The 13,224-nt window shown below is 70.3% G+C and carries 12 protein-coding genes and 1 tRNA gene; 11 read left to right on the top strand and 2 right to left on the bottom strand.

Annotated features, from left to right (window positions below):
- Positions 1-49 precede the first annotated feature (49 nt).
- Genes ABD466_RS27310 through ABD466_RS27295 form a run of 4 tightly spaced genes read left to right on the top strand, consistent with a single transcriptional unit; the run spans position 50 to position 4,331 of the window.
- Positions 50-1,321, top strand: coding sequence for an ABC transporter substrate-binding protein (locus ABD466_RS27310; protein WP_344660045.1), 1,272 nt, complete (start codon positions 50-52; stop codon positions 1,319-1,321).
- Between the two features lie 3 nt (positions 1,322-1,324).
- Positions 1,325-2,314, top strand: coding sequence for a carbohydrate ABC transporter permease (locus tag ABD466_RS27305; RefSeq protein WP_344660044.1), 990 nt, complete (start codon positions 1,325-1,327; stop codon positions 2,312-2,314).
- Positions 2,307-3,131, top strand: coding sequence for a carbohydrate ABC transporter permease (locus ABD466_RS27300; protein WP_344660043.1), 825 nt, complete (start codon positions 2,307-2,309; stop codon positions 3,129-3,131). Before ABD466_RS27305 ends, ABD466_RS27300 begins: the two co-directional genes overlap by 8 nt.
- A 21-nt stretch (positions 3,132-3,152) precedes the next feature.
- The gene (locus tag ABD466_RS27295; RefSeq protein WP_344660090.1) at positions 3,153-4,331 is read left to right on the top strand and encodes a Gfo/Idh/MocA family protein; all 1,179 of its coding nucleotides are present in this window, start codon (positions 3,153-3,155) and stop codon (positions 4,329-4,331) included.
- 66 nt (positions 4,332-4,397) lie between these two features.
- Here the strand turns inward: ABD466_RS27295 and ABD466_RS27290 are convergent, their stop codons facing one another.
- The gene (locus ABD466_RS27290; protein WP_344660042.1) at positions 4,398-5,279 is read right to left on the bottom strand and encodes an alpha/beta fold hydrolase; all 882 of its coding nucleotides are present in this window, start codon (positions 5,277-5,279) and stop codon (positions 4,398-4,400) included.
- Between the two features lie 108 nt (positions 5,280-5,387).
- On the opposite strand from ABD466_RS27290, the gene ABD466_RS27285 reads away from it, so the two are divergent.
- The 3 genes from ABD466_RS27285 to ABD466_RS27275 all read left to right on the top strand — a co-directional run bounded on the left by ABD466_RS27285 (position 5,388) and on the right by ABD466_RS27275 (position 6,735).
- Positions 5,388-5,464 (top strand) — tRNA-Met (locus ABD466_RS27285).
- Between the two features lie 51 nt (positions 5,465-5,515).
- Complete coding sequence (locus ABD466_RS27280; RefSeq protein WP_344660041.1) at positions 5,516-6,007, top strand: MarR family winged helix-turn-helix transcriptional regulator; 492 nt, start codon at positions 5,516-5,518, stop codon at positions 6,005-6,007.
- Positions 6,008-6,066: 59 nt separating this feature from the next.
- On the top strand, positions 6,067-6,735 hold the full coding sequence (locus ABD466_RS27275; RefSeq protein WP_344660040.1) for a TMEM175 family protein: 669 nt from the start codon (positions 6,067-6,069) through the stop codon (positions 6,733-6,735).
- Here the strand turns inward: ABD466_RS27275 and ABD466_RS27270 are convergent.
- Complete coding sequence (locus ABD466_RS27270; protein ID WP_344660039.1) at positions 6,725-7,810, bottom strand: NAD(P)/FAD-dependent oxidoreductase; 1,086 nt, start codon at positions 7,808-7,810, stop codon at positions 6,725-6,727. The two genes, ABD466_RS27275 and ABD466_RS27270, sit on opposite strands and share 11 nt — an antisense overlap.
- Positions 7,811-8,095: 285 nt before the next feature.
- Between ABD466_RS27270 and ABD466_RS27265 the strand changes: the two genes are divergently transcribed.
- The 4 genes from ABD466_RS27265 (at position 8,096) to ABD466_RS27250 (ending at position 13,158) form a co-directional block, all read left to right on the top strand.
- A complete protein-coding gene (locus ABD466_RS27265) occupies positions 8,096-8,914 on the top strand; it encodes an ABC transporter ATP-binding protein (RefSeq protein ID WP_344660038.1) in 819 nt (272 codons plus the stop codon).
- 22 nt (positions 8,915-8,936) lie between these two features.
- Entirely contained in the window at positions 8,937-11,501 is a 2,565-nt protein-coding gene (locus ABD466_RS27260) for an ABC transporter permease (protein ID WP_344660037.1), read from the top strand.
- A gap of 157 nt (positions 11,502-11,658) precedes the next feature.
- Positions 11,659-12,129: a GNAT family N-acetyltransferase gene (locus ABD466_RS27255; RefSeq protein ID WP_344660036.1), complete on the top strand. Its 471-nt coding sequence runs from the start codon at positions 11,659-11,661 to the stop codon at positions 12,127-12,129.
- Between the two features lie 159 nt (positions 12,130-12,288).
- Positions 12,289-13,158 carry a tryptophan 2,3-dioxygenase gene (locus ABD466_RS27250; RefSeq protein WP_344660035.1) on the top strand — a complete coding sequence of 290 codons (870 nt, stop codon included), beginning with the start codon at positions 12,289-12,291 and terminating at the stop codon, positions 13,156-13,158.
- The last annotated feature ends 66 nt before the right edge of the window (positions 13,159-13,224 follow it).

The following is a 13,224-nucleotide window of genomic DNA, read 5'->3' as shown; positions in this document are numbered from 1 at the left end:
CGGGTCGGGCGCTTTCTCATCAGAGCTCTGACAATGTAAGGAGACGTGGATGTTCCGGAAGGTGTTGGTTGTCGCCGGCGCCGGGGCTCTCGCCCTGGCCGCGACCGGCTGTTCGTCCTCGAAGTCCTCCTCGTCCTCCTCGGCCGGCAAGACCGAGTCCGGGCCGGTCACCCTGACCTACGGGATCTGGGACGCCAAGCAGAAGCCGGCCATGCAGCAGATGGCCGACGCCTTCCACGCCGCGCACCCGAACATCACCGTCGACGTCCAGGTCACCCCGAACGCCGACTACTGGACCAAGCTGCAGACCGCGGCCGCCTCGGGCACCGCCCCGGACGTGTTCTGGATGAGCACCACCCGCATCGGCCTGTACGCGGGCCAGAAGCAGCTGATGCCGCTGTCGGACAAGCCGGGCTTCGACAACAGCCCGTTCCCGAAGTCCCTGAACGACGTCTACACGCTGGACGGCAAGCAGTACGGCATGCCGAAGGACTTCGACACCGTCGGTCTCTTCTACAACAAGAAGCTCTTCGACGCCGCCGGGGTGAAGTATCCGGACGCCACCTGGACGTGGCAGAACGTCATCGACGCCGCCCAGAAGCTGAACGACCCCGGCAAGGGCGTGTGGGGCATCGCCTCCCCGGACTGGACCCAGGAGAACCTGTTCAACACCATGCTCCAGGCCGGCGGCTACGCCATCAGCCCGGACCACAAGAAGTCCGGGTTCGACGACCCCAAGAGCATCGCCGGCCTGCAGTACGCGCTGGACTTCGTCACCAAGTACAAGGTCTCCCCGACCGCGCAGCAGATGACCGACACCCAGCCGGACCAGCTCTTCGCCTCCGGCAAGGTCGCGATGTTCACCGACGGTGACTACGACCTGCCGGAGTACAAGGCCGCGGCCGGGCTGGACGCCGACGTGGCGCCGCTGCCGGCCGGCCCGGACGGCAAGCGGGCGACGGTGATCAACGGTCTGGGCAACGTCATCTACGCCAAGACCAAGCACCCCGAGGCCGCCTGGGAGTGGGTGAAGTACCTGGGCACCAAGGAGGCCAACGAGATCCAGGCCAAGACCGGCACCGTGATCCCGGCGTACAACGGGCTGGCCGCGGACTGGGTGGCCGCGACCCCGCAGTACCACCTGCAGGTCTTCATCGACCAGCTGAAGGACGCGGTGCCGTACCCGGTCTCCAAGAACACCGCCGCCTGGAGCAAGCCGATGCAGGACACCCTGGACCAGATCTGGGGCGGCAAGATCGACCTGCAGACCGGCGCCAAGCAGATCGCGGACCAGATGAACGCCGCGCTGGCCAAGGAGTAGCGCGTGTCCGCCATCGAATCCCGCCCCGCCGCCGCCGGTTCGCCGGCGGCGGCCGGGGCCGCCGGCCGGGCGGAGGCGGCCGGCCCGCGTGGACGCCGGCGCGGCCGGCTCAACCGGGCCCGCCTGAGCGAGTGGGCGTGGGGCTACGTCATGATCGCGCCCCTCTTCGTGGGCCTCGCCCTGTTCTACCTGTGGCCCATCGTCCAGTCCGCCTACTTCAGCTTCACGGAGTGGGGCGCCTTCGGGGGCCAGGAGTGGGTCGGCTTCAAGAACTACAGCAACTTCCTGTCCGACCCGCAGCTGCCGCGTGCGACCTGGAACACGGTCAAGTACGCGCTCATCATCCTGGCCGGCATCCCGCTCTCGATCGTGTTCGCGGCGCTGCTGAACCAGGTGCACGGCAAGTACGCGAGCCTGTACCGGATCCTGTACTTCCTGCCGGTGGTCAGCATGCCGGCCGCGGTCGCGATGGTCTGGCGCTGGCTCTACAACGGCGACTACGGGCTCATCAACTACCTGCTGTCGCTGGTCGGGATCCACGGCCCGCACTGGGTGTCCGACGCCCGGTACACGGTCTGGGCCCTGGGCGTGGTCGGCATCTGGAGTTCGCTCGGGTACAACATGATCATCTTCGCCGCCGGGCTGAAGAACATCCCGCGCCAGTACTACGAGGCCTCGGCCCTCGACGGCGCCGGCCGGGTCCGGCAGTTCTTCTCGATCACGCTGCCGCTGCTCAGCCCCAGCATCTTCTTCGTCTCGGTGCTGTCGGTGATCGCCGGCCTGCAGATGTTCGACCTGGTGCTGATGATGCTCGGCAAGGCCAACCCGGCCCTGGCCGACAGCAAGACCATCGCGTACCTCTTCTACGAGGACGCCTTCCTCACCAACAACCAGGGCCTGGCCGCGGCCATCGCGGTCGTGCTCACGCTGGTGCTGCTGGCTCTGACCGCGATCCAGTTCCGGCTGCAGAAGAGGTGGGTCCACTATGGGTAGGACTCTGATCCGGCAGAAGCTGTGGCCGGTGCACGTGATCCTGGCCGTGGGCGCGGCGGCGATGGTGACGCCGTTCCTGTGGCAGGCGATCACCTCGTTGCAGAGCACGGGCGAGAGCACCAGCGTCCCGCCGCACTTCCTGCCCTCGTGGCAGTGGGGCAACTACAGCAAGGTCTTCCAGGACACGCCGTTCGCGGAGCAGTTCTGGAACTCGGTGGTCCAGACCGTCGTCCGGGTGCTGGCGCAGGTGCTGTTCTGCTCGATGGCCGCCTATGCCTTCGCCCGCCTGAAGTTCCCGGGCCGCAACGCACTGTTCCTGCTCATGCTCGCGGTCCTGATGGTGCCCAGCCAGGTGTACCTGCTGCCGCAGTACCAGCTGGTGCAGAACATGGGCCTGCTGAACACCCTCGGCGGCGTGGTGCTGCCCGGCCTGTTCAGCGCCTTCGGCACCTTCATGCTCCGGCAGTTCTTCCTGGGCCTGCCGGACGAGGTCGAGGAGGCCGCCCGCCTGGACGGCGCCGGAACCTTCCGGATCTTCTGGTCGGTGATGCTGCCGCTGGCCAAGCCCGGCCTGATCTCGATGGGCGTGCTGACCGTGCTGTGGTCCTGGAACGACCTGCTGTGGCCGCTGGTGGTCGTGAACGACGACACCAAGATGCCGCTGACCGTGGGTCTGTCCACGCTGCAGGGCGAGCACCTGACCGAGTACCCGCTGCTGATGGCCGGCTCGCTGCTGGCCAGCCTGCCGATGATCCTGCTCTTCCTGGCCGCACAGCGCCGCATCACGGAGGGCATCGCCCTCACCGGTACCAAGTAAGAAAGGCACGTGCACCACATGGTGGACAACCTGCGCTTCGGCGTGATCGGCCTGGGCCTGCGCACGTCGCTGGCCGTGGCGGCGCACCAGCCCGCCCGCGGCTTCGAGGTCGCAGTGCTCTGCGACACCGATCCCGCGGCCCTCGTGCGCGCGGCCGAGCGGATCGGCGTGCCCGGCATCGACACCTGCGGCGACTATCGCAAGCTGCTGGAACGCTCCGACATCGACGCCGTGGTCGTCATGACGCCGGACGACACGCACGAGGCGATCGCCATCGACTGCCTGCGCGCCGGCAAGGCGGTGTACCTGGAGAAGCCGATCGCCATCACCATCGAGAGCTGTGACGCGATCCTGCGCGCGGCGTACGAGACCGGCACCCGGCTGTACGTCGGCCACAACATGCGGCACATGGGCGTGGTGCGCCGGATGCGCGACATCATCGCGCGCGGGGACATCGGCGCGCCGAAGACGGTGTGGGTCCGCCACTTCGTGTCCTACGGCGGCGACTACTACTTCAAGGACTGGCACGCCGAGCGCGACCGCACCACCGGCCTGCTGCTCCAGAAGGGCGCCCACGACCTGGACGTCGTGCACTGGCTCGCGGGCGGGTACACCGAGCGGGTCAGCGCGTTCGGCGACCTGATGGTCTACGGTGACCTGCCGCGGCGCGAGGAGGGGACGCCACGGCCGGCGGGCTGGCTGAAGGAGTTCGACTGGCCGCCGACCGCCCGCCGCGACCTCAACCACCGGGTCGAGGTCGAAGACGTGTCGGTGATGAACATGCGGCTGGACAACGGCGTCATCGCCGCGTACCAGCAGTGCCACTTCGCGCCGGACTACTTCCGCAACTACACGGTGATCGGCACCGAGGGCCGGCTGGAGAACTTCGGCGACGGTCCGGGGGACGTCGTGAAGGTCTGGAACAGCGGTCCGACCGGCTACCGCGGGGACGCCGACATCGCCTACCGGGTGCCGGACGCCGCGGGCAGCCACGGCGGTGCGGACGGGTCGATCATGGCCGAGTTCGCGCGCTTCGTGCGCGAAGGCGGCGCCACCGACACCTCACCGGTGGCCGCGCGGATGAGCGTGGCCGCGGGCTACATGGCCACGCTGTCGCTGCGCGACGGCGGCACGCCGCTGGACGTGCCGCCGCTGGATCCGGAGCTGGCCGGGTACTTCGACCGGGGGCAGGTGCGCTGAGGGCGTCCGCACCGGACCGGGGCTCGAAGCCCCGGTCCTCCTTCCGGCCGACATCAGGGCGCTCGGCTACAGCAGCGCCCTGACCGCCTCGGCGACCGCGGTGACCCCGCGGTCGCCGAGCAGAATCGAATAGTGGTTGGTGCCGGCGACGTACCGCACGTCGATCCCGGCGTCCTCAAGCTTGGCCGCCGCCACGACCTCGGGGGAGTAGAGCCCGACGGGCTCGTTGAGCAGGCCGCGCTCGGCGTGCAGGAACACGGCGCGCCCCGGCAGGCGGTGGATCGCGCCGACCACCTCGGGGTTCCGCAGCTCGTCGGCGGCGTCGTCCCGCACCGCCTCCAGGACGCAGGCCGACCGCACCTCCGGCTCCGTGCCGATGATGTCGCGGGCCTGATACGCCTCCACCGCCGGGGAGTACACGTCCACCAGCGAGGGGTGACCGCGCCACGGTGCGAGGAACTCCTCCCGGCTCGCGTAGGTGGTGCGCAGTTTGGCCATCGCGGGTCCGAGCAGGTTGTCGAGCAGCGCGTCCAGGTCCGTGTCCGGGGGCAGCGGAAAGCCCAGGCCGCCGTCGACCAGCACCGTGCCGCCGAATCTCTCCGGGTGCCGCACGGCGGCCACCGCGGCCACCCAGCCGCCCATCGAATGGCCGAGCAGCGTCGCCCGCTCCACGCCGAGGTGGTCGAGCGTGCGGACCAGGTCGTCGGCGTGGGCGGCGATGCTGTAGGGGCCGCCGACGTCGCGCGAGCGGCCGCGGCCGCGCAGGTCGGGGGCCACGAAGTCGACCTCCGGCAGCGCTTCGGCCAGCGGGGCCCAGGCCAGGCCGTTGGCGGTGATGCCGTGCGCGGCGATCACGGTCGGTGCCGCGACGGTCGCCGGACCGCCCCAACGGGTCACCGCATACGAACCCGCACCCAGCGGAAACCCGATTTCCACGCTCTGTCGCATCCCGTCAGGCTCGCGGCTGGAGGCCGGCTTGGCAATGGGGCGCGGGCCCACAATCGGCGCGTCCAGTGTGGAGCGGGGATCTGTTAGACTGAATCCGCAACAACACGACGCGGGGTGGAGCAGCTCGGTAGCTCGCTGGGCTCATAACCCAGAGGTCGCAGGTTCAAATCCTGTCCCCGCTACCAACGAGGCCCCTCAGTTCTCTGAGGGGCCTCGACTTCTCTCCAGGAGCTCCGATGGCGCGTGAACCCGAAGCCCCGATGGGCGTGGTGTCGGCGCTCGTGCGTTCGGCCTTCCTCGTCGACGCCACCTACGAACAGGTCGCCCGCAAGCACCAGCTCACCTCCCAGCAGGGGCAGCTCCTCTGCGTGCTGATGGGGCGGTCCGACGAGGGCTACGGCATGGGGGAGCTGGTCCGGGTCTTGGGCCTGGCCAAATCCAGCCTCACCGGCCTGGTCGACCGCTCCCTGCGCCGCGGCCTGGTCCGTCGCGAGTCCGACGCCGCCGACGGCCGTGCCGTCCGCGTCTTCCTCACCGAGGAGGGCGAGAAGGTGGCCGGCGAGTTCTACGATGAGACCGTGGCGGCGGTGGCCGACCTCACGACCATGCTGTCCGTCCAGGACCAGGCGCGGCTGACCGACCTGCTCGGCCGGCTGGTGCTGGAGAACCACGTGCCGGCGGTCTTCGAGGACGAGACGTGCCTCAAGGCCGCCGAGGAAGCGCTGTGACACGCCGCCGCGTGGAGTAATCACCGCTCGGCGGGCGGGCCGGATGGTTCCGTGGGCCGGTGTCCGAGACCTCCCCCGCGTCCGTGGTCCCCGACGACGCCCCGGGTCTGGGCGAACACGCAGACGGCCCGGACCGGCTGGTGGCCCTGTCCGACGGGATCTTCGCGATCGCCATGACCATCCTGGTGCTGAACATCTCCGTGCCGTCCGGCCTGGGCCGGGCGGACTTCCGGCACGCGTTGCACGACACCTGGTCCCAGCTCGGCGCCTACGCCCTCAGCTTCGCCGTCATCGGCGGCCGCTGGCGTGACCACCGGCGCGTCTTCCAGCTGATCGGCCGCACCGACGGCACCGTGGTGCACCTGTGCCTGGCGCTGCTGGGCGCGGTCGCCCTGCTGCCGTTCCCGACCGCGCTGGTGGCGGACTACGGAGGCAGCGAACCGCTGGCCGTGACCTACTACGCGGTCGTCGTCGGTGCCATCAACCTGCTGCTCCTGGCGTTGTTCTTGAGGGCCTGGCGCCGTCCCGCGCTGCAGGCCCGCCCCATCCCGGAGCGGCTCGCCCGGGGCACGATCGTCGACTTCGGGGCGGCCTCGCTGATCGCCGTGGCCGCCATCGTCGTCGCCTTCGCCGTGTCGCCCGGCGCCGGCCTGCTGACCTGGCTGGCCGCGTTCCCCGCCGGCGTCGCGGCCCGCCGCCTGCGCGGGGAGGACGCGTTCAGCGACTGAACAGCTCCTGGAAGTGGCCGAGCATCATGCCCGCGCCCTTCATCCGGACCACGGTCTCCACCGGGACCTGGAACGCGACCCCCAGCTCGTTCGGGAACTGTCCGACGCCGGCCGCCGGGCCCAACGGGAGCAGGATCACCTTGACCGGGATCGGCGCGTAGACGGCCGCCGGCTCGGCGCCCTCGGCGTGGGCCAGGATGTTCGCCGCGACCACCTCGGCGTGGCGCATGGCCATGCCGGCCATCTTGGTCTCGGCGACGTCGGTGATGTCGCCGAGGGCGTAGACGGTGTCGTGACCCTCGACGGTCAGGCGGTCGGTGACCTTCACCTGGCCGAGGGCGTTGCGGGGCACCGCGCCGTCCAGCCAGTCGGTGTGGATGCGCGAACCGTGCGCGCGGAACCAGATGTCCGCGGTGAGCTCGGCACCGTCCTGGTCCACGACCGTGAACTCCTCGGCGATGCCCGGGGCCGGCGCGGGCCCTTCCTTCAGCGCGGTGCCCAGGCGCAGCTCGACACCGATCTCGTCGAGCTGGCGGTGCAGATCGGCGACCACCTCGGGGAGGAAGCCGGGCAGCAGGCCCGGTGACGGGTCGACGAGCGTCACGCGCTTGCCGGGCCACTCGGCCTTGATCTCCCCGGCCAGTTCCAGGCCGACCGGCCCGGCACCGAGGATCAGGACGCGGTCCGCGCCGGCCAGTTCCCGATGGGCGCCGTGCAGGGCGGACAGCGCCTCGCCGGCGTCGTCGGTGTGCATCTTCGCCGGGAACGTGTACGACGAGCCCGACGCCAAGACCACATAGTCGGCCTCGACGCGGTCGCCGGAGGCCAGCGTGACGCCCTGCGCGTCGACCCCGACCGCGCGGTCGCGGACCACGGTGCCGTTCTTCAGCAGCGTGTCGAACGGGAAGAAGATGTTCTCCGCCCAGTCCGGCCGGACCAGCGCCCGCAGTGCGGCGGCACTGTGCACGAAGGCGTCCTTCGGATCGATCAGGGTCACCTCAAGCTCGACGTCGAGCGCCTTGGCGACGCTCGCGCCGCCGTATCCGCCGCCGACGACCGCGACCTTCTTGCGCATGTCAACCGCCCCTCGCTCCGGGATGCCCGGTGGTTCGTGAAACGAACAAATAAGTTCGTGTCGCGAACCATAGTCGGGCCCGCATGCGGTTCGCAACACGAACCATCCGTCGTGGCCAGGGCTGGATTCCGTACCCTAAGTGCAGGCCGGTAGCGCTCCGGTGGGGTTAACCCCACCTGCGGGACACATGGTGGCTCCGTGGCGGCGGCTCGGCTGCGCCTGGCAGCCTGGAACGCGTCGATCGACACCGACCTTGCCCGCGTAAGCCACCTGAGGGGAAACACCATGACAACGGCAGCACAGGCCGCGGTCACCCACCGCACCGTCGGCACCGCCGCCCGCGCCCAGGCCGTGTCCAAGCTCTACGGCCACGGCGAGACCGCGGTCACCGCCCTGGACGGCGTCGACGTCGACATCGAACGCGGCCGGTTCACGGCGATCATGGGGCCCTCGGGCTCCGGCAAGTCCACGCTCATGCACTGCCTGGCCGGCCTGGACGCGGTGAGCAGCGGCAAGATCTGGATCTACGGCCGCGACGGCGCGGCCAGCGAGCTGACCGCGATGAAGGACAAGGAGCTGACGAACCTGCGCCGGGACCGGATCGGGTTCATCTTCCAGTCCTTCAACCTGCTGCCGACGCTGAACGCGGCGGAGAACATCACGCTGCCGATGGACATCGCCGGCCGCAAGCCGAACAAGGCCTGGCTGGACCGCGTCATCGGCACCGTCGGCCTGGAGTCCCGGCTCAAGCACCGGCCCAGCGAGCTGTCCGGCGGCCAGCAGCAGCGCGTCGCGGTGGCCCGCGCCCTGGCCGGCCAGCCGGAGATCATCTTCGGCGACGAGCCCACCGGCAACCTGGACTCCCGCAGCGGCGCCGAGGTGCTCGGCTTCCTGCGCCGCTCGGTCGACGAGCTGGGCCAGACCTTCGTCATGGTCACCCACGACCCGTCCGCCGCCGCCTACGCCGACCGCGTGCTGTTCCTGGCCGACGGCCGGATCGTGGACGACATGGCGAGCCCGAACGCCGACAAGGTCCTGGACCGGATGCGGCAGTTCGACACCCACGGCCACAACCAGCGCGGCGACGCCGCCGCCCAGCGCTGAAGACCGCGGGGGGACAGAGATCATGCTCAAGGCATCCCGGCGCAACTTCTTCGCGCACAAGGGACGGCTCTCGCTGTCGCTGATAGCCGTGCTGCTCAGCGTCGCCTTCGTCACCGGCACGCTGATGTTCACCTCGACCATCACCAAGACCTTCGACCGGCTGTTCGCGACCACCGCCTCGGACGTCGCGGTCACGCCGAAGACCGACAAGGACGCGCTGCCCGGCGCGCCGCAGAAGACCGTCTCGGCCTCGGTGCTCGACACGGTGAAGTCCCTGCCCGGTGTGCAGGCCGCCTACGGCGACGTCAGCACCGAGCGCCTGGCCGTGGTCGGCCCGGACAACAAGGCGATCTCCAACGCCACCGGCGGTCCGACCATCGGCGGCAACTGGTACGTCACGCCGCACCCGGCCGTGAACCTCACCTCCGGACGCCCGCCGGCCGGCCCCGGTGACGTCGTCGTCGACGCCGACACCGCGAACAAGAAGCACCTCGCGATCGGCTCGCAGCTGCGGATCGTCACCGACACCCAGGCCGGCAGCTTCCCGGTCACCGTCTCGGGCATCGCGACCTTCCGCACCACGAACCCCGGCGCGACGCTCTTCTTCTTCGACACCGACACCGCGCAGACCAAGCTGCTCGGCAAGCCGGGCGTGTTCACCGGCGTGAACCTGGACGCCGCGCCCGGCACCGCCGACGACACGCTCAAGGCCGAGGTGGCCGGGAAGCTCGGTGCCGGCTACGACGTCAAGACCCGGGCCGAGCAGGAGGCCGACGGCCGCAACAGCGTGGGCTTCATCGGCTTCATGAAGTACGTGATGCTCGGCTTCGCCGGGATCTCCCTGCTGGTCGGCGCCTTCCTGATCATCAACACCTTCCAGATGCTGGTGGCGCAGCGCACCCGCGAGCTGGGCCTGCTGCGGGCGCTCGGCGCCAGCCGCCGGCAGATCAACCGCTCGGTCCGGTTCGAGGCGCTGCTGCTCGGCGTCATCGGCGCCACCCTCGGCATCGCGACCGGCGCCGGCCTGGCCTACGGCCTGATCGCGCTGATGAACAAGGCGGGCATGAACCTGGACGCCTCCGACATGGAGGTGACCGTCCCGTCGGTGGTCGCCGGCTACGCGGTCGGCGTCCTGGTCACCCTGCTCGCGTCCTGGATCCCGGCCCGGCGCGCGGGGCGCATCACGCCGATGGCGGCGCTGCGGGACGCCGGCACCCCCGGCGACCGCCGGGCCTCCCGGATCCGCAACCTGGTCGGCCTGGTGGTCCTGGCCGGCGGGGGCGCGGCCCTGGCCGGCGGCGCGGCGGCGGGAGCCAACGGCAGCGGCGGCTCGCTGCTGGGCCTGGGCGTGCTGATCTCGCTGATCGGCGCCGTCCTGCTCGGCCCGTTCCTGGCCGGCGGGGTGATCCGGGTGCTCGGCGCCTGGCTGCCGGCGGTGTTCGGCTCGGTCGGGACGATGGCGCAGCGCAACGCGCTGCGCAACCCGCGCCGCACCGGCGCCACCGCCGCCGCCCTGATGATCGGGCTGTCGCTGGTGTCCGGGATGGCCGTGGTCGGCAACTCGCTGGTGACCTCGGCCACCTCGGAGATGGACAAGACCGTCGGCGCGGACTACATCATCGTCGCCAACGGGGGTCTGGAGATCACCCCCGAGGCGCTGGCGAAGACCCGGGCCACCCCCGGCCTGGCCCACGTCACCGAGAACAAGTTCCTGAACGCCTCGGTGTCCGGGAAGGCCGGCGACGACAAGATGACGATCTCGGCGTCGTCCTCGACGATGGTCCAGGACTTCAACGTCCGCACCACGTCCGGTTCGCTGAACGACGTCTTCACCAAGAGCGGCATCGCGCTGCCGGAGGCGGAGGCGAAGGCCCGGAACATGGCCGTCGGTTCGGTGGCGACCGTCTCCTTCCAGGGCGGCACCGGCCCGGTCCAGCTGCCGGTGCTGGCGATCCTGCGCGACGACACGGTGTTCAACCACGGCGACGGCTACGTTTCCCTGGACACCTTGAACAAGTCGGTGCCCGCCGACAAGCAGCCCGCCGTCGACCTGGTCTTCGCCAAGGCCGACAAGGGCAAGCAGGACCAGACCTACCAGGCGCTGAAGGACGGGCTCGCCCCGTTCCCGCAGCTGACGGTGAAGAGCCAGACCGACTACAAGCAGCTGATCCACGACCAGGTCTCCGGCGTCCTGAACATGGTCTACGGCCTGCTCGGCCTGGCGATCGTGGTCGCGATCCTGGGCGTGGTCAACACGCTGGCGCTGTCGGTGGTGGAGCGGACGCGGGAGATCGGCCTGACCCGCGCCATCGGGATGAGCCGCCGCAAGACCCGGCGGATGATCCGGCTGGAGTCCGTGGTGATCGCGCTGTTCGGCGCGACCCTCGGGGTCGGGCTGGGCCTGGCCTGGGGTGTCGCCGCGCAGAAGGTGCTCTCCGGCATCGGGATCAGCACCCTGGCCATCCCGGTGGGCACCATCGTGGCGGTGTTCCTCGGGGCCGCGGTGGTCGGCCTGCTGGCCGCGCTGGCGCCCGCCTTCCGGGCCTCGCGAATGAACGTGCTGCGGGCGATCGCCGCCGACGGCTGACCGGCCCCGGCCCCGCCCCGGCCCGGCCAAGCGGTCCGTGACTCGGGGGTGCCGGGGGACATCGGGGGACAGCGGTGCGGTTCCGCTTCGGCGGGACCGCACCGTCGTTCGTGCGCGTAGTCTGGCAGGTCTCGAAGACGGGGAGGACGTGGGGGAGATGCTCAGACTGGCCGAGGTGACCCGGGAGAACTTCGACGCGGCGGTGGCCGTGCAGGTCCGCCCGGACCAGGAACACCTGGTCGCGCCGGTGATGAAGTCGCTGGCGCAGGCCTACGTCTTCGGCGACCTGGCCTGGCCCAGAGTGATCCTGGACGGCGACCGGGTGGTCGGCTTCCTGATGGCGTTCCTGGACATCGCGTGGGAGGACGATTCCGGGAAGACCGCGCCGGACGACCTGCGCTCCGGCCTGTGGCGTCTGAACATCGCGGAGGGCGAGCAAGCCCGGGGTCACGGCCGCTTCGCCGTGGAGCAGGTCGCCGCCGAGATCCGCCGCCGCGGCGGCGACCGGCTGTACGTCAGCTGGCATCCCGGCGACGATGGTCCGGAGAAGTTCTACTTGCGCCTCGGATTCCGCCTCACCGGCGAGACCACCGGCGGTCAGGCCGTCGGGGTGCTCGATCTCCGCTGATCCGGCGAGAACGGGTCTGAGCGGGGCCGGGCCGCGATCACCGAGGGTGTAACGACCGACCACCCATGGCCAAGGTGTACAGCCGATCCGCGAATAGGTGCCATTCCGTCATCGGCGAACCTCTCAAAGCCCCGCCCGCGCGGCGGTAGCCTGGCAGGCGTGACGAAAGAACCGTCAGCCGACAGCGTCGTCGGCTGCCCTGCAGGCCGTACGTCCGACTCCGCCGACTTCGGGAGCGAAACGGTCACCAGCCACCACTTCGGCGAGGAGGGGGCGAAGCTGACCTACGGCTCGTACCTCCGGCTGGAGCAGCTGTTGTCCGCCCAGGTCCTGGAATCGGACCCGCCGGCCCACGACGAACTCCTGTTCATCACCATCCACCAGGTGTACGAGCTGTGGTTCAAGCAGCTCCTGCACGAGGTCGACGCCGCCACCGAGGCCATGTTCGCCGGCCGGCTGTGGTGGGCCAAGCACCTGCTCAAGCGGGTGGCGGTGATCGAGGACGTCCTGATCCGGCAGATCGCGGTCCTGGAGACCATGACCCCGCAGGACTTCCTGGTGTTCCGCGAGCTGCTGTCCCCGGCCTCGGGGTTCCAGTCCGCGCAGTTCCGGGAGCTGGAGTTCGCGTCGGGTGCGAAGGATCCGACCTACATCAAGCGCTTCCGCGGCCTGACGGAAGCCGAACAGGAGCGGCTGGCCCGCCGGCTGGAGGCCCCCGGCCTGTGGGATGGCTTCGTGCACGCCGTCTCCTCGTCTGGCCTGTCCGCCGGGACCGAGGAGGAGCTGCTCGCGTCACTGGTCGTGGTCGCCCGCGACCGCGACAAGTACGGCGAGCTGTGGGAGCTGGCCGAGGCGCTGCTCGACCACGACGAGGCGGCGGCGCTGTGGCGCGCGCGGCACGTGACGATGGTGGAGCGGCAGATCGGCACCAAGTCCGGGACCGGCGGTTCCACCGGCGCCCCGTACCTGCGCTCCCGTCTGGGCCTGCACTACTTCCCGCTGCTGTGGGAGCTCCGAAGTTCGCTCTAGACGGTGACTTTTCGGCGCGTCCGTCGGTTCTTTGGATATGACCGCCCGCGCGCCGGCTCCGCCCGA

It is taken from the genome of Catenulispora subtropica, assembly GCF_039531675.1.
Taxonomy (GTDB): domain Bacteria; phylum Actinomycetota; class Actinomycetes; order Streptomycetales; family Catenulisporaceae; genus Catenulispora; species Catenulispora subtropica.
This window is presented reverse-complemented; position numbering and strand designations above follow the sequence as displayed.

Excerpts from the sequence above, each read along its gene's own strand:
- ABD466_RS27265 (WP_344660038.1), top strand. The coding sequence starts at position 8,096 with ATGACAACGGCAGCACAGGCCGCGGTCACCCACCGCACCGTCGGCACC.
- ABD466_RS27290 (WP_344660042.1), bottom strand. The coding sequence starts at position 5,279 with ATGCGACAGAGCGTGGAAATCGGGTTTCCGCTGGGTGCGGGTTCGTAT.
- ABD466_RS27255 (WP_344660036.1), top strand. The coding sequence starts at position 11,659 with ATGCTCAGACTGGCCGAGGTGACCCGGGAGAACTTCGACGCGGCGGTG.
- ABD466_RS27260 (WP_344660037.1), top strand. The coding sequence starts at position 8,937 with ATGCTCAAGGCATCCCGGCGCAACTTCTTCGCGCACAAGGGACGGCTC.
- ABD466_RS27300 (WP_344660043.1), top strand. The coding sequence starts at position 2,307 with ATGGGTAGGACTCTGATCCGGCAGAAGCTGTGGCCGGTGCACGTGATC.
- ABD466_RS27310 (WP_344660045.1), top strand. The coding sequence starts at position 50 with ATGTTCCGGAAGGTGTTGGTTGTCGCCGGCGCCGGGGCTCTCGCCCTG.
- ABD466_RS27280 (WP_344660041.1), top strand. The coding sequence starts at position 5,516 with ATGGCGCGTGAACCCGAAGCCCCGATGGGCGTGGTGTCGGCGCTCGTG.
- ABD466_RS27270 (WP_344660039.1), bottom strand. The coding sequence starts at position 7,810 with ATGCGCAAGAAGGTCGCGGTCGTCGGCGGCGGATACGGCGGCGCGAGC.